We start from the raw sequence: 20,027 nt of genomic DNA, 5'->3' as shown, positions 1-20,027 counted from the left end.
CGGCCCGCACTAGCATGTGCACCATGAGCGAAGAGCCGCAGGACCGGGGAATCACCGCCGAGCACCCGGGCGTCGCGGCCCTGCTCGCGGTGCTGGCGTACGGCGAACTCGCCGCCTTCGAGCGGCTGGCCAAGGAGGCCGAGCTCGCGCCGGACCTTAGCGGCCGGATCGCCGTCTCGTCGATGGCCGCGGCGCAGATGCGCAACTTCGAGCTGTTGGAGACGGAGCTCGACCGGCGAGGGCAGGACGTCGGGAGCGCGACCGCGCCCTTCGCGCCGGTGATCACCCGGTATCACGAGCGCACGACGCCGCGGAACTGGAACGAATCGCTGGTCAAGGCCTACATCGGCGAAGGCCTCGCCGCCGACTTCTACTCCGAGGTCGCCCGCGCGCTCCCCGTCGAACCGGCCACGGTCGTCGCGACGGTGCTCTCCGACACCCGCGAGTCCGACTTCGCGGTGGACCGGGTGCGCGACGCCGTCTCCACGAACCCGGCGCTGCGCTCGCCGCTCACTCTGTGGGGCCGGCGGCTGCTGTCCGAGGCCATCACGCAGGCGCAGGAGGTGCTCGCCACGCGCGACGAGCTGGCCGCGCTGCTGTTCGAGCACTCCGGCGAACTCCCGGGCGTGGCCCAGTTCTTCGAATCGCTACAGACCCGGCACGCCGAGCGGATGGCGACGCTCGGCCTGGGCTGACTGCCCTCAGCAGAATCGGCGCCCTCGCCCCGCGCCGGCACGGCACCGGCGGATAACCTCGTGCCATGGAGATCAAGATCGGAATCGCGGACTCGAACCGTGAACTCGTGCTGCAGAGCAAGGACTCGGCGGAGGACGTCAAGAAGACCGTCGCCGACGCGCTGGCCGGCCGCGCGGAACTGCTGGAGCTGACGGACGAGAAGGGCAAGCAGTACCTGGTGCCCTCCGCCCGCGTCTCCTACGTCGAGGTCGGCACGAGCGAGAGCCGCTCGGTCGGCTTCAACGCCAGCTGACCGTCCGCGGCACCGACCGCCAGTAGGCTCAGGCGCGTGGTGAAACCCGAACGCAGGACCCGCGTCGATCTGGCGGTCTCGGCCGCGATCCTGGTCGCGGTCGTCGTCGCGGGCTTCGTGGCGTGGAACACCGGCTCCGCCAGCAAGACGGTGAGCGAGACCGCCCCCGCACCGTCGACGGCGCCGTCCGCCCTCGTCGAGCTGCCCGCCGCGCTCCGCGAGGCGTGGACCGCGCAGTCCGACCGTCCCCCGCTGGCCCTCGGCGGCTCCCTCGTCCTGAGCCGGGGCGGCGAGGTCGCCGGACACGATCCCGCGACGGGGCAGCGCACCTGGCGCTACCAGCGCGACAGTGATGTCTGCGGGCTCACGGACAATGCCGGGCTCGTGCTCGCGTTCTACCGCGACGTCCGCGGCTGCGGCGAGGTGATGGCGCTCGACCCGGGCACCGGGCAGCGGCGCGCGAGCCGCACCAGCCGCGAGGACCACGACGTGACCCTCACCGGCGACGGCAACTACGCGGTCGTCCAGGGGCCGACGCGCGTCGACGTCTTCCGCTCGGACCTCGTGCGCACCGTCGAATACGGCAAGCCCGACGTGCCCGTGAACCCCGGCGTGCAGCCGCGGTCCGGGTGCACGATCGGCTCGGCGCTGCCCGCCGGTGCGTCGATCACCATCCTCGAGGCCTGCCCGACGGAGCCCTACCCCCGGCTCACCGTGATCGGCGCCTCCCCCAAGGAGGCCTCCGAGCCGCAGGAGACCTCGTCGGTCGTCAGCCCGGACCTGGGCGACGCCGCGCCCGAGGGCGGCGACCGCGCCCGACTCATCACCGCCACGGCCAACGGCGCGGTGGTGTACGTGCCCGCCCAGGACGGACGTCCCGCGCGGGTGACCACCGTCGACCCGCAGGGCCGCACGCTGCGCTCCGTCGACGTGACCACCGGTCCGGGCGGCGCCCCACGCGAGGTTCCCGTCGTCACCGAGGCGGGCATCGCCGCCTTCTTCACCGGCACGTCGACGGTGGTGGTCGACGCCGCCTCGCTGGCCGCGGCGATGGTCATCCCGGGGACCCTCGGGCCCGGCGCCGTGGTCGGCGGCCAGCTCGTGGTGCCGGGGCCGACGTCGCTCACCGCGTACGACCTCAACACGCGGGCCATGACGCGCTCGACCCCGATCGCCAAGCCCGGCTACACCGACGGACCCGTGCTGCTGGCCGAGGTGGGCACCACGATGATCGCGCAGTGGGGATCGACGGTCCAGGCCTACCGCGCGGCGTAGCCGGCCGCGGTTGTTACGACGGCGGGAGAAGGTGCGCGACGGCCTCTCGCGGGTACCGATACGCCCGGAAGATCGAATTGTTCGGGCCCTGAGAGGAATCCAGGCCGACCCCGGCGCCGAAGGCCCCGAACTCGGGCACCCGGTACTCCCACACGACTCTCCCGTCGGTCGTGACCTCGAAGATGCGGCCGAAGCTTCCCTCCGCGATCAGGGTGTTGCCGTTGGGAAGCCGCTGCGCGGACCCCATGTACGGGCTGTAGAAGTTCTGCGGCGGGTTGTCCTGGTACACCCACACCTCCTCGCCCGAGGCGGGATTCCACTCGACCGCTCGGGAATAGGGGAAGCTGATGGGATCGCGGAAGCTACCGTTGTCGAACACCAGGATGTTCCCGTTGTCCAGCTGATGCGGGTAGTGCTGCTGCGCGACGTGCGGTGCGCCCAAGGTCCAGCCGATCTCGCCGGTCCCGCGCCGGATCAGGACCACCTGCGAGGTGCTGCGGAATCCCACGATCAGGTCGCCGTCCGGAGTCTCCGAGATGGTGTTGGCCATCGGCCAGTGGTCCCGCGCGAAGTGTCGATCGAGCACGGCCTCGTCGGGGTCGAGGTTCTCCGCGGCCGACCATCGCCACACCTGCTCGCCGTCCCATGTGACCTCGACGACGACGTCGCCGTAGATGGCGCCGCCGGCCGCCTCCGACCCGGGTACCCCTCCCCGGACCCGTTCCGCCTGCTCGGGGGTGAGTCGCTCGACGGTGAGCAGCGCCAGGTTGCCGTTCCTGAGCACGATGGCGTCGTGGTGCTGGAAGGGATGGTCCAGGCGCCGCAGGATCGTCGAATCCGGTGCCACCTCGGCGACGATCCCGCCGTGGTAGACGCCCCAGATCGGGAACAGCGGCTCGTCCTGGTCGAGCTTGCCGTTGAAGAGCAGATTTCCGGTGTCGAGGATGCGGGCGTGCCTGCCCGGCGGGAAGGGCAGCCGCCAGGTGTGCACGACCACGCCGTCGAGGTCGATCAGGTAGGTCTCGCCGGCTCCGGCGATCGGCGTGTACAGGGTGTAGCCGTCGTACGCGGCATCGCGGTCGAGATGCCGCAGCCCGACGCCCCGCCGCGCCAGAGTGTTCCGGGAAAGGTCAGTGGACACGGTGATACTCCTAAGGAAGAGAGACGAGGCCGGGCGACACCGAGCGCAGCGGCGCCGGATACAGGGATGCGGCGAGATCCGCCGGTCGGCCCGTGACGGTGATCGGCAGCGACGTGGTAGCCCACTCGGCCTCGGCGACCAGCGCGTCGCGCAGCGGGACGTCGAGCCCCAGCTTCACCTGGTAGAGCGGCCACAGCTCGTTGACGTTGTCCGCGGTCAGGGTGTTGTTCGAGGCGGCGACCACGTCTGCGCGCGCCTTCGCGGGGTCGTCGTCGACGACCTTCTGGGCCCTGTTCAGGACCGTCAGCACCTTGCTGATCTGCGCATCGGAGACGTCCGTGCGCGCGACGAGCAGGGTGGGGCTCTGGTAGCCCGGGTAGACCAGTTCGCGATACCTCGGCCCGAGCGCCTTCTTCGTCGCAGCGTAGAAGCTGGGGAAGGTGAATCCGGCGTCGATGTCGCCCGCCGACAGCGAGGCCGGGATCTGGCTCGCCGCCAGGTTCACCACCGTGACGTCCGACGGCGTGAGGCCGCCGTCGGCCAACACCTTGCTCAAGAGGTACTGGGTGTTCGTCCCCTCGGTGACGCCGATGCGCTTCCCGCGGAGATCCGGGAACGCGTTGACCCCGGATGACGTGGTGGTCAGCAAACGCCAGCTCACGCCCCAGGAGAGGTTCGCGACGATGTTGAGCTTCCTGCCGCTCAGCACCGCGGTCACCGTGGGCAGGTCGCCGATCGTGGCGAACTGGGCCTGACCACCGATGAGTGCGTTGAGGGCGTCGCGTCCACTCGGGAACGACTGCCGGGCGGCCTCCAGCGATTCGGCCGTCCACAGCTGCTGCGCCTCGGCGACGAGGAATTGCGCCGCGCCGACTTGATCACCGCCGGCGATGGTGACCCTCTCCGTCGAACCGGTGCCACCGCCGGAACCGTTCGAGCATCCCGCGGTGAGCACCCCGATCGTCGCGATCGCCAGCGCTACGCGCTGCCAGCGACCGAATCTCCGTGTGACACCCGATGACTCCATCACGATGTGTCTCCTTTCTCGTTGGATCGTTGTGGGTTGGTCAGTGCCCGCCGAGGTGACTGACGATGCGCCTGCGGGTCTCCGCCAGCGCGGGCTCGTCGGCGCCGATGAGCGAGATGTCCTCGGTGACCCGGCCTGGCTGCGCGGACATCAGCAGGATCCGCTGCGACAGGAAGAGCGCCTCGTCCACGTCGTGCGTGACGAACAGGATCGTGGTGGACGTACGCTCCCAGATCTCGAGGATGAGCTCTTGCATCACCGCGCGGGTGATGGCGTCGAGAGCCCCGAACGGCTCGTCCATCAGCAGCACGTCCGGTTCGGCGGCCAGCGCCCGGGCCATCGACACCCGCTGCTGCATGCCACCGGAGAGTTCCGCCGGCAGCGAGTCCGCCGCATGCCCCAGGTTCACCGCCTCGAGCGCTGCGAGGGCGCGCTCGCGCTGCTCGGCACGGGGCAATGCGAAGCGCTTGAGCGCGAATTCGATGTTCGCGCGGGCGGTGAGCCACGGGAGGAGTGCGTACTGCTGGAAGACCACCGCGCGGTCCGGGCCGGGCCCACGCACGGGCCGACCGTCGACCTCGATCGACCCGTGCGACGGCAGGACGAACCCCGCGATGGCGTTGAGGAGCGTGGATTTGCCGCAGCCGCTCGCCCCGAGCAGGGTCACGAACGCGCCGGCGTCGATGTGCGCCGTGGTCTCGCTGAGCGCGATCACCGGCTCCCGGCTCCTCGCCTTCCGGTACTCCACGCCGAGCTCACGGATGTCCACGACGCCGCGGCGGTCGGGGTGATCGTCGGTCATATCACTCGCTCCAATTGATGACGCGGCGGCCGATCGCGGCGATCACGACATCCGTGACGGCGCCGAGGATCCCGAGGACGATCAGGCCGACGAACATCCGGTCGGTCTGCATGAATTGGCCGTCGACCTGAATGCGGTAGGCCACGCCCTGCTGGGTTCCGCCGAGTTCGGCCGCGACCAGGGCGAGGTAGGCGATGCTGCTGCCGTAGCGCAGAGCCGTGACGATCGCGGGCGCCGCCGAGGGAATGAGAACCGTGAGCCACGTACGGAGTCGCCCGATGCCGAACATGTCCGACACGCGCAGGTAGATCTGCGGGGTCCGGTGCACGGCGTCGTGCACGTAGAGCCACACCGCGAGGAACACCGCGTACGCGATGACGATGCGTTTCGCCTCCTCCCCGATGCCGAACCACGCGGTGACCAGCGGGATCAACGCGATCGCGGGGATCGGCCGCAGGAACGACACGATCGGCGAGACGAGACGCGCGATCAGCGGATTCCGCCCGGTGATGAATCCCAGCAGGATGCCCAGCGATGCGCCGATCAGGAACCCGATGGCCGCGCGCTGCAGGCTCATGGCGAGATCATCGGCGAGGACGCCGGACTGGATCATCGCGAGGGCCGCTCGGGCGGTGCGGGCCGGCGACGGGAACAGCGTCGAGTCGACGACCCCGCTGGCGGACACCGCCGTCCAGGCGATCAGCACGACCGCGAGGCCTGCCAGCGCCGCCGTCACTCCGTTGTCGAGCACGCGCAGCACCGAATACCCACGGCCGGGGCGCCCGACTTCTGTTCTCGTCACGCCATCAGAGTTATTGACACCGTCAATAATCACAAGTCAGAGCGGTATTTCGCATCACCCTGAGTGAAAAGCTTCCTGCCGCCGGCCCCTCGCGGAGTGGGCGCCGCACCGGTGCCGCATCGAGCGGCGGCTAACATCGCAGCAGTGCGCACGCCCAGACCTGAGACCGTCGCGGTAGGCCGAAGAATCCGCGGGCTCAGGACCGCCCGCGGTTACTCGATGAGCTATCTCGCGCAGTTGGCCGGCATCTCCCAGCCGTACCTGAGCCAGCTCGAGAACGCGACGGCCAGCCCCAGCCTGGCCACGCTCATCACCGTCGCACGCGCCCTCAGCGTGGAACCCGGCGACCTCCTGACACCGTCGCCGGGGTCGGAGCCCGCGGATCCGCCCGCGATCGAGACCGCGGTCACCACGCCCGTCACGCGCGAGCGGTTCGCCGTGATCGACGATCAGGGCCCCCAGGGGGAGTCCCTCACCCGCGCCGGTGCCGACGCGCGGCTCACCGCCTACCTGCACACGTTCGATCCCGCGGCCCCGGAGCGGGGCTGGTTCTGCCACCCCGGCGAGGACTTCATCTACGTGCTCTCGGGCTCGATCACACTGGAACTCCAGGGCGAGCCGCCGGTGCGCCTCGACGCGGGAGACACCGTGCACCATGCGGGCACCACTCCCCACCGATGCGCCCCGGTCGGGCCGGGAACGGCGACGACCCTCCTCGTCTGTGCCCGCGAACTCGGCGATACCGGCCGCGGGGTCGATCGGGGCCCCGCCGCGGACGGCATCGACGCGCCCCACGGCCGCTGACGCACGCGACTCCGGCGCGGCGCGAGCCCGCGACGCTCCCCCTCGGCCGCTACTCGGGAACCCAGGTGACCAGCGGCGCACCGTCGGAGACGTGCGCCTTAATGCTCTGCGCGAGCTCGCGGTAGGCGGTGGCGCCCTTGTTCTTCCGGCCGGCGAGCACGGTGCGGCCGGCCGCGTTCGCCTCGGCGAACCGCACGGTGCGCGGGATCGGCGGCGACAGCACGGCGAGGTCGTAGCGGTCGGCGACGTCGGAGAGGATGTCGCGGCTGTGCGTGGTGCGCGCGTCGTAGAGAGTGGCGATGGCACCGAGCATGCTCAGCTCGGGGTTGGTGATGGTCTGCACGTCACGGACCGTCTTGAGCAGCTGCCCGACGCCGCGGTGTGCGAGGGTCTCGCACTGCAGCGGGATCGCGACGGCGTCGGCGGCGGTGAGGCCGTTGAGGGTCAGCACGCCCAGGCTGGGCGGGCAGTCGATGATCACCACGTCGAACGTCTCATTCACCTCGGCGAGGGCCCGCTTGAGCGCGTACTCGCGGCCGGCGCGCATGAGCAGCAGCGCCTCGGCGCCGGCGAGGTCGAGGGTGGCGGGGAGCACGGTGACCCCGTCCTCGGTCTCGAGCAGCACCTCGTCGATCTTCTTGTCCCCCAGAAGGACGTCGTGCACGCTCCGCTCGATGCGGTCGGGGTTGTGCCCGAGGGAGAAGGTCAGGCAGCCCTGCGGGTCGAGGTCGACGACGAGCACGCGGGCGCCCAGTTCGACGAGGGCCGCCCCCAGGCTGGCGACGGTGGTGGTCTTCGCGACGCCGCCCTTCTGGTTGGCGACGGCGAGGACGAAGGGCGTGTCACCGGTCATGCTGCGAGGGTACCCACCGTGCACCACGATGAACGGATGAGCACCGGACACCGCCTCGTGTACATCCGCCACGGCGAGACCGCATGGTCGCGCTCGGGCCGCCACACCGGCACCACCGACGTCCCGTTGACCGAGACCGGGATCGAACAGGCGCGAGCCCTCGGCCCCGTCCTCGCGGACCTGGCCCTGGCGAACCCGACCGTGCTGGTCAGCCCGCGGGCGCGGGCGGCGACCACCGCGGAACTGGCGGGCCTGACGGTCACGGCCGTCGACGAGGACCTGGCCGAGTGGGACTACGGGGACTACGAGGGCCGCACCAGCGCTGAGATCCGCGTCGACGATCCGGGCTGGACGGTGTGGGATCGCGGCGCGCCCGGCGGCGAGTCGCTCGCGCAGGTGACGGAGCGGGTGGACCGGGTGCTGACGCGAGCGCGGGCGGCGATGGCCGACGGTGACGTCGTCCTCGTCGCGCACGGCCACCTGGGCCGCGTGCTCACCGCGCGGGTGCTGGAGCAGCCGCCCGAGTTCGGGCGGCACGTGCTGATCCTGCCCGCCTCCGCGGCCGTCTTCGGCGACGACCGCGACGGCATCCCGCAGATCAGCCGCTTCGGCCTGACCGGCTACGCCGCCGCGCACTACGCGGGGCGGTAGGCCCGGTCAGTCCCGGCGGTACTCGCCCTCGAGCCAGGCCACCGTCGGCGGGGAGAACAGCAACACGAGCACGACGATCGCGGGCACCAGCAGCGGGTACCCGAGCAGCGGCGAGCTCTGGGCGAAGGCACCGCTGATGCCGGTGAAGCCGAGGAGCACGTTGGTGAGCACGCCGACGGTGCGGCCCCACCGCTTGCCGCGCAGCAGGGCGATGCCGCCCGCGAGTACCGCGGAGCCCATCGGGATCATCCAGAAGGCCAGACCGTAGGCGCCCGTGGTCGTGGAGGCGGTCCCGGCGATGCCACGGATCAGCTCGACGACGCCCACCGCCAGCGCGGCCGCACCCTCGAACGCGACGAGCCACCCCGCGGCCACGACGGTGCCGGGCGCGGCGGTGCGGGTCGCGCCGGAGCGCTTCGTGCGGGAGCGGGTGGCGGCGGGGCGGGAATCGTCGCCGCTTCCGTTGGTGGATGTCACGACCCCAGGGTATCGGGGCGGCCTGGGTAGGCTGCTCGGTGTGCGCGCCCTGTTGATCGTCAACCCCAACGCCACGTCCATCACTCCCGCGGGGCGAGACCTCGTGGCGATGGCCTTGGCGTCCGCGCTCGACGTCACACTGGCGCAGACGGAACGGCGTGGTCACGCCGCCGAGCTCGCCGCCGCGGCCCGCGACGACGGCACGGATCTGGTGATCATCCACGGCGGCGACGGGACCGTCAACGAGGTCGTGTGCGGGATCCTCGGCCGCGAGGGCCTGCCCGGGGGCGCTGCCCCCGTCGGCGCCGACACCCTGCCCGCCATCGCGGTGATCCCCGGCGGCAGCGCGAACGTCTTCGCCCGCTCGCTCGCGGTACCCCGCGATCCCCTGCAGGCCACCGTCCACCTCACGGACCTGCTGGCACGGCGCAGTTTCCGCACCATCGGGCTCGGCTGCGCCGACGAGCGCTACTTCCTGTTCAACGCGGGCGTGGGCGTGGACGCCGAGGTGATCGCCACCATGGAGTCGCTGCGCGACAAGGGCAAGCCGGCCACCCCGTCGCGCTACGTGCGCACCGCGATCCGCACCTTCTTCTCGGCCGCCCGGCGGGAGCCGCAACTCACCGTCCACCTGCCCGGCGCGGAGCCGGGCACCTGGGAGGACGTCGACGGGGTGCACTTCGCCTTCGTCTCGAACGCGAGCCCGTGGACCTTCGTCAACAACCGCGCGGTGTTCACCAACCCGGGGACGGATTACGGCACCGGGCTGGGGATCTTCGCCTCGCGCTCGATGCGGACGATCCCGAACCTCCTGCTGGTGCGCCAGATGCTCTCCGCCCGGCGTACCGACGGCCCGACGGTGCGTCACCTCCTCCGCCACGACGACCTGCCCGAACTGCGTGTGAGCAGCGCCGTCCCGGTGCCCGCGCAGGTGGACGGCGACCACCTCGGCGACCGCACCGAGGTGCGGTTCTGGTACTCCCCGGAGCGGATCCGGGTGGTGGCCGATCTGCCGCCACTGCCGCGAGTGCGCTGACTCCCGCATCCGCACCGCGGCGGCGCTTCCCGTGGACTCCCCGTGACCAGATCCGGCAGGGCGAAGTGAGCAGTTTGTCACGTGTCCACAGAAATCTATTGCAAAGCCGCAGCGTGTGAGGATATTCTTGCGGGCACGCCGTTGAACCGGCAGGAGCTTAGTACACCCCTCGGAACCGGGTTCTCACCGCCCCCGCTGTGAGATCCCCCACCCCCGAGTCGGAATCTCTTGACTCCTGTCGGGAACGTGGAACTATTCATGACGTAACAGCGCGGAAACAGTTGGGTTCCCTCCGCGTTAACAGTCTGGAAATTCGGTGCCTGATCGGCACCTGTGATGAGTGGCGCGCACGCGCGCCTGAAGGAGTGTACTGACATGGATTGGCGCCACAAGGCCATCTGTCGCGACGAGGATCCTGAGCTGTTCTTCCCCGTGGGCAACAGCGGTCCGGCCATCGCGCAGATCGCTGACGCCAAGCTGGTCTGCAATCGCTGCCCCGTGACCGCCGAGTGCCTGTCCTGGGCCCTCGAGTCGGGCCAGGACGCCGGCGTGTGGGGCGGCATGAGCGAGGACGAGCGCCGCGCGCTCAAGCGCCGCAATGCGCGGACGCGCACGCGCACCGCTGTCTGAGAAGCGGACCGCCTTGGACGAAGGCCCGGTGGATCTCCACCGGGCCTTCGTCGTGCGCGGGCCGGGCCGGCTCAGACGGGCTGCAGCGGGACGTGGAGCACCGCGTCCGTACCCCCGTGCCGCGAGGTCAGGCTCAGCGTGCCGCCCAGCTCGGACTTCACCAGCGTCTGCACGATCTGCAGCCCCAGCCGGTCCGAGCTCCCGAGGCTGAAGCCGGGCGGCAGTCCGGCACCGTCGTCCCGGACGGTGACCTCCAGCATCCTCGTCGACCGCTGCGCGAGCAGCTCGATGGTGCCCGATTCCCCCGGCGCGTACGCGTGCTCCATGGCGTTCTGGATCAGCTCGGTGACGACCATGACCAGCGGCATCGCGCGGTCGGCGTCGAGCGGGCCGACATCGCCCCGGCGGACGACGGTGACCGCCGCCGAGCCGCCGCCCGGGGTCACGTCCCCCATGATCGGGATGAGCCGGTCGACGACCTCGTCGATGTCGACGTGCTCGTCGACGCTCATGGACAGGGTCTCGTGGACCAGCGCGATGGAGGCCACGCGCCGCACCGACTCCAGCAGGGCCCGCTTGGCCTCGTCGTTGCGGGTACGCCGGGCCTGCAGGCGCAGCAGCGCCGAGACCGACTGCAGGTTGTTCTTGACCCGGTGATGGATCTCGCGGATCGTCGCATCCTTGGAGATGAGGGCGCGGTCGCGGCGCTTGAGCTCGGTGACGTCGCGGAGCAGGACCACCGCACCGTCGTGCCGACCGCCCGGATGCAGGCCCAGAACCCGGAGGACGACGGTGACGCCGCCCTTCGTGAGCTCGATCCGCGAGCCCTCGCCGCGCCGCAGCGCACCCTCGAGGGCGGTGGCGAGGTCCTCGGACTCGAAGCTGTCACCGACGAGCTCGGCGGTCGCCTCGGCGAGCTCGCTGCTCTCGAGGTCGGTGTGCGCGCCCATCCGGCGGTAGGCGGACTGCGCGTTGGGGCTCGCGAAGACCACGCGGCCGGCCCCGTCGAGCCGGATGAAGCCGTCGCCCGCCCGGGGCTCCGCCTCGCCCGTGGGCAGTTCCTCGCGCTCGGGGAAGGTACCCTCCGCGACCATCGTGCACAGGTCGTCGGCGCACTCGGTGTACGCCACCTCGAGGGGACTCGGGGTGCGCGGGTGGGTGACGTTGAAGTCGCGCGTGAGGACGGCGACCACGTCGCCGTCGGAGGGCACCGGGACGGCCTCGCGCCGCACCCGGGCGGGACCGGTCCACGCCGGGGTCACCCCGCGCACCACCACCCCGCCTTCGAACGCGGCGTGCAGCGTGGGCGCCTCCCACGGCGGGACGACGACGCCGACCCCGTCGGAGTCGTACACCGTGGAGGTGGTGTTGGGCCGGCACTGGGCGATGCAGATGTACACGGGGTCCGTGGTGTCACCCGCCGGGTCGTCGCGGACCCACAACCGCAGGTCGGCGAACGAAAGATCGGCCAGCAGCTGCCACTCGCCGGCGATCCGCTGCAGGTGCCGGGCGGCCCGCCCCGGGAGGTCGGTGTGGATCGCCAGGAGGTCGGCGAGGGAGGCCATGGGATCGCCTTTTTGTCGTCGTCGGTGCCGTCGTGAAACAATAGCGGGTACTGCGTGTGTGGTTGACGGACAGGAAGGAGACCGCCATGGGCAAGCGTGGACGTAAGAAGCGCTCGCGGAAGAAGAACGCTGCGAACCACGGCAAGCGCCCGAACTCCTGATCCCTCAGGTTTCATGTGACTTGCGCGCGAGGGCCCGTCGACGATGATCGTCGACGGGCCCTCGTCCTGTCTGCGCTGGCGGTGGCGCGGCGCGCAGCTACTCCGCGCGGAAACGCACCTCGGTGTGCCGAATGCTGATGGTGAGCCGCTCGCGCAGCCCCTCGGGCGCGCGTTCGCCGCCGCACTTGCGGTTCACGAGCGACTTGATCTGCTGCTCGATGCCGTAGTGCGACAGGCACTGCGAACAGCCGTCGATGTGCGCCTTGAGACGCTCCTTGGCGGCCGAGTCGCACTCGTTGTCCAGGAGCAGCCAGATGTCCGCCATCACGGCGGAGCAGTCGAGCTCCAGGTCCGGATTGCCGTCCGATGAGTACGTCACTTCTCGACCTCCTGATCGGCGGGGCCCTCGGCACCGTCGGAATCCTGCCCCCGGAGGAAGCCGCGCTCCCGCGCGACGCCCTCGAGCTCGGCACGGAGCTGCCGCCGGCCGCGGTGCAGCCGCGACATGACCGTGCCGATGGGGGTACCCATGATCTCGGCGATCTCCTTGTAGGGGAATCCCTCCACGTCGGCGTAGTACACCGCCATCCGGAAGTCCTCGGGGAGCTGCGCGAGAGCCTGCTTGATCTCGTCGTCGGGCAGCGCGTCCAGCGCCTCGATCTCCGCCGAGCGCAGGCCGGTGGAGCTGTGCTCCGCCGTGGCCGCGAGCTGCCAGTCGGTGATCTCGTCGGTGGGGTACTGCGCGGGCTGCCGCTGCTTCTTGCGGTAGCCGTTGATGTAGGTGTTGGTGAGAATCCGGTACAGCCAGGCCTTGAGGTTGGTGCCCTTCTTGAAGCTGCGGAAGGCACTGTAGGCCTTCACGTAGGTCTCCTGGACGAGGTCCTCGGCGTCCGCCGGATTGCGGGTCATCCGCAGCGCGGCGCCGTACAGCTGATCGAGCAGCGGCAGCGCCTCGGCCTCGAAGCGGGCCGTGAGCTGTTCCGGCGTCTCGGTCACCTCGTCGGGGGCCGAGTCCAGATCCGCCACGTGCGTGATGTCCCCGTCCGTCATACCGTCGAAGGCTACCGGTCGCTCGAGGACCGCTGCGCCGCTACCTGCATTCACGACCTCTGCAACAGCGCTGCCCGTCGGCTTGTTCCCGCGGTGTCCGGATCAGCGCAGGCGGAGCCGAACCCTGGGCAGGCCTGTGCCCCCGGCGTGCTCGATCGCCCCACTCAGCGGATCGGCAGCGCCGGGCACACCGGGTGTGAACAGCCGCGGGCCTGTCGTCCGGCGCCCGTGCCCGCCTGCTTGACTGGCCGCATGGGCAAGAAGAACGCCGCGGCGACGCCGGCGATCGCGGCGCTGCAGGCCGCGGGGATCGAGTTCCGCGTGCACGAGTACGCGCACGATCCGCGGGCGGAGTCGTTCGGGGGCGAGGCGGCGCGGGCGCTCGGCCACGACCCGGCGCGCGTCTTCAAGACGCTGGTGATCGACGACGGGAAGCAGCTCGCCGTCGCGATCGTCCCCACCTCCGGCAAGCTCAGCCTCAAAGCCGCGGGCGCCGCGCTGCGTCTGCACCGGCCGGCGATGGCCGACCCCGCCGACGTGCGGCGCGTCACCGGCTACGTGCTCGGCGGCGTCTCCCCGCTCGGGCAGCGCAAGCGCCTGCCGACGGCGATCGACGAGTCCGCGCTCGGCTTCGATACCGTCTTCTGCTCCGCCGGCCGACGGGGCCTGGAGGTCGAGCTGGCACCGTCGGACCTGGTGGCTGTGACCTCCGCGACAGTGGCGCCGCTCGCCGCGCCGTGATACGCAGGGGATGATGGGCGACCCGCCCGGTTTTGGCGGCGGACGCAGTGGAAAGTAGGTTCGTGATATGGCCAGCTACTTCGTCACGGGCGGGACGGGCTTCATCGGCCGTGCCGTCGTGGCGCGGCTCGCCGCTGCGGACCGCGACAGCCCGATCTACCTGCTGGTGCGCGACGCCTCGCTCCCCCGGTTCGAGCGGCTCATCGCGGATCTGGGCCACGAGCTCGCCCCGCAGGTCGTGCCCGTCGCCGGCGACGTCACGCGGCCCGGCCTCGGCATCACCCCCGGCGACCTCCCGGAGCACGTCGACCACGTGATCCACCTTGCGGCGGTCTACGACATGGACGCCCCCGAGGAGCTCCAGCAGCTGACCAACGTCGACGGCACGCGGAACGTGCTGGAGCTCGCGGACCGGCTCGGCGCCACGATCCACCACGTCTCCTCGCTGGCGGTGGCCGGCAACCACGAGGGTTGGTTCGCCGAGTCCGACTTCGACGTCGCGCAGTTCCTCCCCACCCCGTACCACCGCACCAAGTACGAATCCGAGCGCCTCGTGCGCGAGTCGACGGTGCCGTGGCAGATCTACCGGCCGTCGATCGTGGTGGGCGACTCGATGACGGGCGCGATCGACAAGATCGACGGCCCCTACTACTTCTTCCCGTTCCTGCGGCTCATGGGGACCATCCCGCACCACCTGCACGTGCCGTTCGCGAATCTGGGCTACACCAACGTCGTGCCGGTGGACTTCGTGGCGGCTGCGATCGTCGCGCTGGTCACCGCGCCACCGGCGCCGGGCACCGTCTACCACCTGGCCGACCCCAAGGGTCAGAGCATGGCGACGATCTACGAGGCGATCGCGCCCGCCTTCTCCGGCCCGAAGACGCTGCCGGTGCCGAGCGCGCCGCTGGGCGAGTTCGCGGCGCGGATCGGCCGCCGAGGCGAGGTGCGGGCGCTGCGCGACACCATCGCGCGCCAGCTCGGCATCCCGCCGTCGCTGCTGGACCACCCGTTCTACAACACCCGGTTCGACTCGGAGGCGACGCACCGCGTGCTGAGCCGGTACGGCGTGGCGCTGCCGCGCCTGAAGTCGTACGGTCCGAGACTGTTCCACTACTGGGCCGGACACCTCGACCCGTCGCGCAACCGCCGCGACGACCCCCGCGGCCCGCTCGTGGGCAAGCACATCCTGCTGACGGGCGGCTCCTCCGGCATCGGCCGCGAGGCCGCGAAGCAGGCGGTTGTCAAGGGCGCCAACGTCTTCATCGTCGCCCGCAAGCCCGAGGACCTGGCCGACGCCGTACACCGGATCGAGGCCGAGCCCGGAACTCCGGGCGTGCCCAAGGGAATCATCCGCGCGTACCAGTGCGACGTCACCGATCCGGAGGCCGTGCGCACCACCGTCGCTCAGATCCTCGCCGAGCACGGCCACGTGGACGTGCTGGTCAACAGCGCCGGAAGGTCCATCCGGCGGGCCACGGTCGACTCCGTCGACCGCGCGCACGACTACCAGCGCACCATGGCGGTCAACTACTTCGGCGCCGTCTACCTGATCCTGGAGCTGTTGCCGCACATGATCGCCCGCAAGTCGGGTCACGTGGTCAACGTGTCCTCGATCGGGGTGCAGGTGCGCGGCCCGCGGTTCGCGGCGTACATCGCGTCGAAGTCGGCACTCGAGGCCTTCAGCGACATCACGGCGGCCGAGACCATGTCGGATCACGTGACCTTCACCAACATCCACATGCCGCTCACTCGCACGCGGATGATCGCGCCGACCGAGGCGTACGACAACGCGATGGCGCTGTCCGTGGAGAAGGCCGGCCAGATCGTGGTGCGCGCGATCGTCGAGCGGCCCCGGCGCATCGACACCCCGCTCGGCACCCTCGCCCAGTTCGGCCAGTTCCTCTCTCCGCGCATCGCGGCCGCGGCCCAGCACCAGGGCTACCTCCTGTTCCCGGAGCCCGAGGGCGGCGGAGAGGGCGCGGCGAAGGTGCTGGACGTCGATGTGGCCGAGGTGGATACACCGCGCGGGCGGCTCGCGGCCACCAAGGACCTCTCGAAGGACATCTCCACCGCCGCCGTCAGCCCGCTGTTCGGCATCTCCGGCGATCAGGGACTGCGACGCCTCGCCCGCAAGACCCTCAACCGCCTGCCCGGCATCAACTGGTAGGTGCGCGCAGTGCCGTACAGCACTTCGCACAGCAGTAACCGCGGACCGGGCGCGAGCGCCGTCGAATCTGCCTATCGTGGGGAGTGAACCGTTCCCATCCCCCACAAGGAGATCCGACGATGCCCGAGATCCAGTACGCGGTCACCGACCCCGCCACCGGCGAGGTGCTGCAGACCTACCCCACCGCCGAGCCCGCCGAGATCGAGGCGGCGATCGACGCGGCGTCGCGGGCCGCGCGGACGTGGCCGCAGCAGTCGACGGTCGCGGAGCGGGCCGCGCTGGTGCGTCGCGTCGCCGAGCTGCACACCGAGCGCCGCGAGACGCTCGCCCGGATCATCCAGCGGGAGATGGGCAAGCCGCTCGAGGACGCGCTCGGCGAGGTCGACTTCTCCGCCGCGATCTACACCTACTACGCCGACAACGCCGAGAAGCTCCTCGCCGACCAGCCGCTGGATCTACTCGAGGGTGACGGCACCGCGGTGATCCGCCGCTCCCCCATCGGGGTGCTGTTCGGAATCATGCCGTGGAACTTCCCGTACTACCAGGTGGCCCGGTTCGCCGGCCCGAACCTGGTCGCGGGCAACACGATCCTGCTCAAGCACGCGCCGCAGTGCCCCGAGTCGGCCGAGGCGATGCAGGTGATCTTCAACGAGGCGGGCCTGCCGTCGGGCGCGTACGTCAACATCCGGGTCACCAACGAGCAGGCGGCCGACATCATCGCCGACCCGCGGGTGGCCGCGGTCTCCCTGACCGGCTCGGAGCGGGCGGGCGCGGCCGTCGCCGAGGTCGCCGGACGGAACCTGAAGAAGTGCGTACTGGAGCTGGGCGGCTCGGATCCGTTCATCGTCCTCTCGACCGACGACCTCGACGCCACCGTCGACGCCGCCGTGGCCGCTCGCCTCGACAACACCGGCCAGTCCTGCAATGCGGCGAAGCGGTTCATCGTGACCGCGGAACTCTACGACGACTTCCTCACGAAGTTCACCGGCAAACTCCTCGCCGCCGGCGACGGGATCGCGCCGCTCTCCTCGGAGCGCGCCGCGATCACCCTCGAGACGCAGGTCAACCAGGCTGTGGAAGCGGGCGCGCGCCTCGCCATCGAGGGCCGGCGCGACGGCGCCTTCTACCCGCCCGCCGTACTCACCAACGTCACCGAGGACAACCCGGCATTCGGGCAGGAGCTGTTCGGGCCCGTCGCCACGGTCTACCGGGTGGAGGGCGAAGGCGAGGCCCTCGCTCTCGCCAACGACACCCCCTTCGGTCTCGGCTCCTACGTCTTCACCACCGACCCGGAGCAGGCAGCCCGCCTCGCGAACGGCATCCAGGCGGGAATGGTCTTCGTCAACGGCGTGCTCGCCGAGGGGGCGGAGCTTCCCTTCGGTGGCGTGAAGCGCTCCGGCTTCGGCCGCGAGATGGGCCCCCTGGGCATCGAGGAGTTCCTCAACAAGAAGCTGATCCGCACGATCGCGTAGGCCGACGGGGCTTCCGCAGGGGCGTACATGAGGTCGCGCCTCGAGAACTCCATACAGAAAATGAATAACGCCTGGTCGGCACCACATCACGTGGACGACCAGGCGTTATTCATTTTCTGTATGACGATCATGACGTGTACTCGCCCCGTTCCTCCGGCGAGGGCCCGCACCCGCGGCGCAGCGCAGCGGCTACAGCAGGCTCAGTTGACCCGGCTCGCTCCCGGGCTCGACGCGCTCGATCAGCTCGGGGCCCGTGTTGGCGACGGCGTTGACCAGGCTGGACACCGGGCGGATCTCAATCCGCTCGGCCACGTCGAGGGCGGGCGGGCGCAGCAGTACCGGGTCGACGGGGGCGTCCGGGTTCAGCCACTCGTCGAAGGATTCCGGGGTGAGGATCAGTGGCATCCGGTCGTGCACGGCGCGGAGCGGGCCGACCGCGTCGGTGGTCAGCACCGTCGCCGACAGGGTCGGCGGCACGTCGACTCCCGCCCCGGCCGGCCGCCACACCGACCACAGGCCTGCGATGTACAAGCGCGTCCCGTCCACCGGGGTGAGGTAGGTGGGCTGCTTGCGCGGCTTCTTGGCGTCCGGGTCGAGGACCTGCCACTCGTACCAGCCGTCCATCGGGATCAGGCAGCGCTTGGACTTGATCGCCGTGCGGAAGGCGGGCTTCTCGTCGACGGACTCGGCGCGCGCGTTGAACAGCGGCGGGCCGCCCAGGGTCTTCTGCCAGTGCGGCAGCAGACCCCAGCGCATCGCGCGCAGCCGACGGGTGGCCGGATCGTCCGGCGCCTCCCGCGAGTGCCGGGAGACGACGGCGACGACGGTCGTCGTGGGCGCGACGTTGAAGCCCGGCACGTCCAGTTCCACGCCCTCGGTCTCGTCCTCGGCGTCGATCTCCGCCGCCAACAGCGCCGGATCGGTGGTCACCGCGTAGCGTCCGCACATGCCCTCAGCGTACGACGGGACACCGACAGGTTCCGCTCGTCGGGGCGCGCTACGCCTCGAACTCGTCGAAGAGACGACGCGGGCCGACACCGGTGGTGGCGAGGGCGTCGTGCGGGTTCGCGAGGGCACAGGAGGCCATGGACAGGCATCCGCAGCCGATGCAGTCGGTGAGGTTGTCGCGCAGCCGGGTGAGCTCGTCGATCCGGTGCGAGAGGTCGTCGTGCCAGTGGCGCGACAGCCGCTCCCAGTCGGCCTTCGTCGGCGTGCGGCCGTCGGGCAGCGTCTCCAGGGCCTCCCTGATCGTCGCGAGCGGGATGCCCACGCGATGGCTGATCCGGATGAAGGCCACGCGACGCAGCATCTCCCGCGGGTACCGCCGCTGGTTGCCGGTGGTGCGCCGCGCGGAGATCAGCCCCTCGCGCTCGTAGAAGTGCAGCGCGGAGACCGCGACGCCGCTGCGCGCGGACAACTGGCCGACGCTGAACTCCCGGGTGGTCTCCACCCCGCGAACACTACCTGAACGATAGTTCAGGGATCAGCGTGCGGGCTGCGGCGCCGGCGACGAGGCCGGTGCCGGTGCCGGGCGGGCGGCGGGTGCGCCCGGAGCAGCGGGGGCGGCGGGCTTCGCCGACGGAGCGCCCGGCTTCGCGGACGGAGCCGGGGCGGCCGGCTTCGCGGACCCGCTCGCCGCAGGAGCGGGGGCGGGGGCGGCGGTGGGCTGCGGCGGGTTCTTCAGGATCGAGCTCTGCACGCCGAGCAGGTCGACGGCCAGCTGGTCGTCGGCGCCGACGAAGGGCGCGGGCTCGCGGGACTGGCGACCGCCGCGCAGCGACATCGTGACGCCGTTGACCACCGCGGTGTACTGCCGCGACTGCAGGTACTCCACCTGGTTGCCGCGCCGGGTCTTGGTGGTGAACTCCAGGCCCAGGCCGTCGGAGGCGCCGGTGACGGCGATCGAGCGCACGCTGACCTCGGAGGTGGCGCCGTCGCGGACGGCCTTGAAGGTGCCGCACTTGGGGAGGGCCGCACGGAGCGGTGCGACGTCGATCGCGAACTTCGAGACGACCATCGACCAATTGACGCCACGGGCGGAGCCATTGGTCTGCGCGGTGTCGGTGCCCTTCGGGATGGGCAGGCCCGCGTACAGGACCTTGCACTCGGCCGGCGTGACGGCCGCGGTGTTCAGCGACGCCCATGCGCCGTTCCAGCTCGCGGCGGCACCGGAGAGCACCGCGCCGCCGAAGTTCATGCCGTCAGGGAGGTTGCCGGAGCCGATCACCAGCTCACCCGCCCTGTTGACCGGGGCCCCGGCGGGCTTGGGATCGCCGGGCTTCGGATCGGCCGACGCGACCGGTGCGAGGACACCCGCAAGGGTGGCGACGGCGGCGACGGACACGACGGTCCTGCCCACGAACGTAGAAGTGCGCTTCATCGAAG

23 protein-coding genes are annotated in these 20,027 nt (G+C 70.9%); 11 read left to right on the top strand and 12 right to left on the bottom strand.

Annotated features, from left to right (window positions below; translation table 11 throughout):
- The first annotated feature begins 23 nt into the window (after positions 1-23).
- The 3 genes from FK529_RS17240 to FK529_RS17230 all read left to right on the top strand — a co-directional run bounded on the left by FK529_RS17240 (position 24) and on the right by FK529_RS17230 (position 2,263).
- Positions 24-695 carry a ferritin-like fold-containing protein gene (locus FK529_RS17240; RefSeq protein WP_146563509.1) on the top strand — a complete coding sequence of 224 codons (672 nt, stop codon included), beginning with the start codon at positions 24-26 and terminating at the stop codon, positions 693-695.
- Positions 696-760: 65 nt separating this feature from the next.
- On the top strand, positions 761-988 hold the full coding sequence (locus FK529_RS17235; RefSeq protein ID WP_146563507.1) for a DUF3107 domain-containing protein: 228 nt from the start codon (positions 761-763) through the stop codon (positions 986-988).
- Between the two features lie 36 nt (positions 989-1,024).
- Entirely contained in the window at positions 1,025-2,263 is a 1,239-nt protein-coding gene (locus tag FK529_RS17230) for an Rv3212 family protein (protein ID WP_146563505.1), read from the top strand.
- A gap of 13 nt (positions 2,264-2,276) precedes the next feature.
- Here the strand turns inward: FK529_RS17230 and FK529_RS17225 are convergent, their stop codons facing one another.
- The 4 genes from FK529_RS17225 to FK529_RS17210 are packed head-to-tail and all read right to left on the bottom strand — an operon-like array spanning position 2,277 to position 6,035.
- Complete coding sequence (locus FK529_RS17225) at positions 2,277-3,404, bottom strand: aryl-sulfate sulfotransferase (protein WP_146563503.1); 1,128 nt, start codon at positions 3,402-3,404, stop codon at positions 2,277-2,279.
- 10 nt (positions 3,405-3,414) lie between these two features.
- Complete coding sequence (locus FK529_RS17220; RefSeq protein WP_231703155.1) at positions 3,415-4,431, bottom strand: ABC transporter substrate-binding protein; 1,017 nt, start codon at positions 4,429-4,431, stop codon at positions 3,415-3,417.
- A 40-nt stretch (positions 4,432-4,471) separates the two neighbouring features.
- On the bottom strand, positions 4,472-5,233 hold the full coding sequence (locus FK529_RS17215) for an ABC transporter ATP-binding protein (protein ID WP_146563499.1): 762 nt from the start codon (positions 5,231-5,233) through the stop codon (positions 4,472-4,474).
- A gap of 1 nt (position 5,234) precedes the next feature.
- On the bottom strand, positions 5,235-6,035 hold the full coding sequence (locus FK529_RS17210; RefSeq protein WP_205124401.1) for an ABC transporter permease: 801 nt from the start codon (positions 6,033-6,035) through the stop codon (positions 5,235-5,237).
- A 63-nt stretch (positions 6,036-6,098) separates the two neighbouring features.
- Here FK529_RS17210 and FK529_RS17205 point away from each other — a divergent pair, with 63 nt between their 5' ends.
- Positions 6,099-6,839 (top strand): helix-turn-helix domain-containing protein, encoded by a 741-nt coding sequence (locus tag FK529_RS17205; protein ID WP_331456336.1) that lies wholly within the window; start codon positions 6,099-6,101, stop codon positions 6,837-6,839.
- A 49-nt stretch (positions 6,840-6,888) separates the two neighbouring features.
- On the opposite strand, the gene FK529_RS17200 is transcribed toward FK529_RS17205, so the two are convergent.
- Positions 6,889-7,692 (bottom strand): ParA family protein, encoded by an 804-nt coding sequence (locus FK529_RS17200; protein WP_146563495.1) that lies wholly within the window; start codon positions 7,690-7,692, stop codon positions 6,889-6,891.
- A gap of 36 nt (positions 7,693-7,728) precedes the next feature.
- Between FK529_RS17200 and FK529_RS17195 the strand changes: the two genes are divergently transcribed.
- Complete coding sequence (locus tag FK529_RS17195) at positions 7,729-8,343, top strand: acid phosphatase (protein WP_146563493.1); 615 nt, start codon at positions 7,729-7,731, stop codon at positions 8,341-8,343.
- A 6-nt stretch (positions 8,344-8,349) separates the two neighbouring features.
- Here the strand turns inward: FK529_RS17195 and FK529_RS17190 are convergent, their stop codons facing one another.
- Entirely contained in the window at positions 8,350-8,820 is a 471-nt protein-coding gene (locus tag FK529_RS17190; RefSeq protein WP_146563491.1) for a hypothetical protein, read from the bottom strand.
- Positions 8,821-8,860: 40 nt separating this feature from the next.
- On the opposite strand from FK529_RS17190, the gene FK529_RS17185 reads away from it, so the two are divergent.
- Both FK529_RS17185 and FK529_RS17180 read left to right on the top strand, forming a co-directional pair.
- Complete coding sequence (locus tag FK529_RS17185) at positions 8,861-9,856, top strand: diacylglycerol/lipid kinase family protein (protein WP_146563489.1); 996 nt, start codon at positions 8,861-8,863, stop codon at positions 9,854-9,856.
- A 375-nt stretch (positions 9,857-10,231) separates the two neighbouring features.
- Positions 10,232-10,486: a WhiB family transcriptional regulator gene (locus FK529_RS17180; RefSeq protein ID WP_013125780.1), complete on the top strand. Its 255-nt coding sequence runs from the start codon at positions 10,232-10,234 to the stop codon at positions 10,484-10,486.
- A 71-nt stretch (positions 10,487-10,557) separates the two neighbouring features.
- Here the strand turns inward: FK529_RS17180 and FK529_RS17175 are convergent, their stop codons facing one another.
- Positions 10,558-12,051 (bottom strand): sensor histidine kinase, encoded by a 1,494-nt coding sequence (locus tag FK529_RS17175; protein ID WP_146563487.1) that lies wholly within the window; start codon positions 12,049-12,051, stop codon positions 10,558-10,560.
- An 86-nt stretch (positions 12,052-12,137) separates the two neighbouring features.
- Between FK529_RS17175 and FK529_RS21050 the strand changes: the two genes are divergently transcribed.
- Entirely contained in the window at positions 12,138-12,212 is a 75-nt protein-coding gene (locus FK529_RS21050; RefSeq protein WP_372456759.1) for a 50S ribosomal protein bL37, read from the top strand.
- A 97-nt stretch (positions 12,213-12,309) separates the two neighbouring features.
- Here the strand turns inward: FK529_RS21050 and rsrA are convergent, their stop codons facing one another.
- Both rsrA and FK529_RS17165 read right to left on the bottom strand, forming a co-directional pair.
- On the bottom strand, positions 12,310-12,591 hold the full coding sequence (gene rsrA, locus FK529_RS17170) for a mycothiol system anti-sigma-R factor (RefSeq protein WP_146563485.1): 282 nt from the start codon (positions 12,589-12,591) through the stop codon (positions 12,310-12,312).
- Positions 12,588-13,262 (bottom strand): sigma-70 family RNA polymerase sigma factor, encoded by a 675-nt coding sequence (locus FK529_RS17165; protein WP_146563483.1) that lies wholly within the window; start codon positions 13,260-13,262, stop codon positions 12,588-12,590. The genes rsrA and FK529_RS17165 overlap by 4 nt, the downstream gene beginning before the upstream one ends.
- Positions 13,263-13,514: 252 nt before the next feature.
- Here FK529_RS17165 and ybaK point away from each other — a divergent pair, with 252 nt between their 5' ends.
- From ybaK to FK529_RS17150, 3 genes are all read left to right on the top strand, one after another.
- On the top strand, positions 13,515-14,003 hold the full coding sequence (gene ybaK / locus FK529_RS17160; RefSeq protein WP_146563481.1) for a Cys-tRNA(Pro) deacylase: 489 nt from the start codon (positions 13,515-13,517) through the stop codon (positions 14,001-14,003).
- Positions 14,004-14,070: 67 nt separating this feature from the next.
- Positions 14,071-16,170 carry an SDR family oxidoreductase gene (locus tag FK529_RS17155; protein WP_146563478.1) on the top strand — a complete coding sequence of 700 codons (2,100 nt, stop codon included), beginning with the start codon at positions 14,071-14,073 and terminating at the stop codon, positions 16,168-16,170.
- Positions 16,171-16,289: 119 nt separating this feature from the next.
- Positions 16,290-17,642 carry an NAD-dependent succinate-semialdehyde dehydrogenase gene (locus FK529_RS17150; protein ID WP_146563476.1) on the top strand — a complete coding sequence of 451 codons (1,353 nt, stop codon included), beginning with the start codon at positions 16,290-16,292 and terminating at the stop codon, positions 17,640-17,642.
- Positions 17,643-17,831: 189 nt separating this feature from the next.
- Here the strand turns inward: FK529_RS17150 and FK529_RS17145 are convergent, their stop codons facing one another.
- Genes FK529_RS17145 through FK529_RS17135 form a run of 3 tightly spaced genes read right to left on the bottom strand, consistent with a single transcriptional unit; the run spans position 17,832 to position 20,022 of the window.
- The gene (locus FK529_RS17145) at positions 17,832-18,590 is read right to left on the bottom strand and encodes an SOS response-associated peptidase (protein ID WP_146563475.1); all 759 of its coding nucleotides are present in this window, start codon (positions 18,588-18,590) and stop codon (positions 17,832-17,834) included.
- A gap of 49 nt (positions 18,591-18,639) precedes the next feature.
- Entirely contained in the window at positions 18,640-19,092 is a 453-nt protein-coding gene (gene soxR, locus FK529_RS17140; RefSeq protein WP_146563473.1) for a redox-sensitive transcriptional activator SoxR, read from the bottom strand.
- A 33-nt stretch (positions 19,093-19,125) separates the two neighbouring features.
- Positions 19,126-20,022, bottom strand: a complete 897-nt coding sequence (locus tag FK529_RS17135; RefSeq protein ID WP_146563471.1) for a hypothetical protein — start codon at positions 20,020-20,022, stop codon at positions 19,126-19,128.
- Between the last annotated feature and the right edge of the window lie 5 nt (positions 20,023-20,027).

It is taken from the genome of Tsukamurella asaccharolytica, from assembly GCF_007858435.1.
Taxonomy (GTDB): domain Bacteria; phylum Actinomycetota; class Actinomycetes; order Mycobacteriales; family Mycobacteriaceae; genus Tsukamurella; species Tsukamurella asaccharolytica.
The sequence above is the reverse complement of the archived record's forward strand: the minus strand, read 5'-3'. Positions and strand labels throughout refer to the sequence as shown.